The sequence below is a fragment of the Deltaproteobacteria bacterium PRO3 genome, assembly GCA_030263375.1.
Taxonomy (GTDB): domain Bacteria; phylum UBA10199; class UBA10199; order DSSB01; family DSSB01; genus DSSB01.
The window spans coordinates 1-2141 of the sequence record SZOV01000188.1 but is presented as its reverse complement, the minus strand read 5'-3'; the positions used below and the strand labels follow the sequence as shown (position 1 = coordinate 2141).

The following is a 2141-nucleotide window of genomic DNA, read 5'->3' as shown; positions in this document are numbered from 1 at the left end:
CGCATCGCCCAGGAGCTGAAATACCGCTTCCAGATGGAGCGGGTCCGGGCGGCCGCGCCTCCGCGCGAAGACTGCGATCTCTGGATCGGGGAGGCCGACCCCGCCGCGGCGCCTTGGCAAGATCCCAAGGCGCCCGCCATTCTGGTCCTGACGGCGGGGCCGGAGCGCGCGGGCGAGCTGGAGCGGGCCCTGATGGAGGAGGGCTGGAGGGTGAGCCTCCTTCCGGTGCCGCCCTTCACGCGCGGCGAGCTGGAGGCCTTCTTCCGCGAGCTGAGCGGCCTCGACAAGGTGCCGGAGAATTTCCTGGCGCGCCTCTGGGAGCGCAGCCGCGGCAACCCGCAGCTGGCGGTCTCGCTGCTGGAGGGCCTCGCGCGTCCGCAGCGCTGGGTCGACGCCCACGGCCGTTGGAACCTCGCGGCCTTCGCGGAGGCGGACCTCGATTTCGAGAGCGCCCCGCTGGATCTGGCGGAGATCGACTCGGTCCTGGCGGCCCTCCCGGCGGAGGATCATGCGGGGCGCGCCGAGTTGTCCCTGCGCCGCGCCGAGGAGCTGCTCAAGACGAAGCGCGGCGAGGAGGCCGAAGCAGCCCTTTGCCGGGCCGAGGCCGAGGCGCGGGAGGTGGCCGACCTGGGCCGAAAACTCCGCCTGCGCGCCGCCATCTACGAGCGCCGCGGCCTGCAAAAGATCAACGCCCACCGCCACGAAGAGGCCCGAGCCTGCGTCGAGCGGGCCCTGGCCCTGCTCGAGGAGGGCGGCGGGGAGGACGAGGCCCGGACGATCCGCGCGCAGAACTACCGCGCCTGGCTGCTCTGTCAGGAGGGGAAGCTGGACGCGGCGATCGAGCTCTTCGAGGCCATGCAGCGGCGCTGGGCGACCCTGCCCCCCGCCGAGCAGGAGAAGGTCCGCAACCAGGACTTGGGTTCGGCCTATCTGATGAAGGGCGACGCCGCGCGGGCGGTGGGCGCGCTGCGCGAGATCCTGCCCTTCTACGAGCGCGTCGGCGACACCCAGGCCCTGATGCGCGTGCATTACAATCTCGGCGAGGCGTATTTGTTGGCGAAGGACTACGCGGCGGCGATCGAGAGCTTCCAGCGCGGCTCCGAGCTGATGCGCCTGCACCGGAATTTCGAGTTTCTGCTCCGCGCCTACAACGGCCTGGGCAAGGCGCGGCACCTGCGCGGCGAGTGGGAGCCGGCCCTGGCCGACTACGGCCGCGGCCTCGAGCTGGCGAATTACCTCGAGGATTATCCGAGCGCCGCCGCCCTGGCCCAGAACATCGGCTCGATCCAGGCCGAGCGCGGCGACTTCGCGGCGGCGCGCGACAACTTCGAGCTGGCCCTCAAGCTGCTGGGCAAGCTGCCCGAGAAAAAGGCCTATGAGAAATACCTCGAGGCCCGGGCCTTGGTCGAGCTGGGGGACCTATTCCGCCGCGAGGGGCGTTTCGCCGAGGCCGAGCTGCACGCGCGCGACGCCGACCGCATGGCCGCACGGGAGCCTTCGCTGGGGCAGTTCCGCTTTTGGACCCTGCTGACCCGCGCCGAGATCGCCCGCGACGAGGGCGACCGCGTGCGGCTGCAGGACGTCTTGGCCGAGCTGCTCCCGCTCGCCGACGACGAGGAGAAACAGGCGCGCTGCGCCGCAATTCAGGAGGGAATGATGAAAGCACCCGACGAAAAGAAAACGGCCCCCGAGGCGGGGGAGGGGAATTCCACCCGCGTCGAGCGCTTCGACCCCGAGGACTCGCTGCTCGCCGCCGAGCGCCGCATCGGCGAGGAGCGCGACCCCGAGGCCCTGCGCCGCCTGATTCGCGAGCTGCAAGGCCGCCTCGACCGCAGCGAGCAGGAGCTGGCGCAGGCCCGCGAGGCGGCCGTCGAGTCCAGCGTGCTCCGGCGCTTCGCCGAGATGGATTTTTTAAGCCGCAACAAGGAGATGCAGGAGCTGTTCCGGATGGTGGAGCGGGTCCGCGACACCGACCTCTCGGTGGTGCTACACGGTGAGTCGGGCACCGGCAAGGAGCTGCTCGCCCGCTCGCTGCACGAGCGCTCGCGCCGCCAGCGGGGGCCCTTCATTGCACTCAATTGCGCCGCGCTCCCCGCCAACCTGGTCGAGGCCGAGCTCTTCGGCTACAAGGCGGGCGCCTT

The 2141-nt window shown here is 70.9% G+C and carries 1 protein-coding gene; it reads left to right on the top strand.

All coding sequences use genetic code 11. The features are described 5' to 3' along the window. Window positions 1–2141 (top strand): tetratricopeptide repeat protein (locus FBR05_15195; protein ID MDL1873525.1); only part of this gene is annotated, 2141 nt, incomplete at both ends.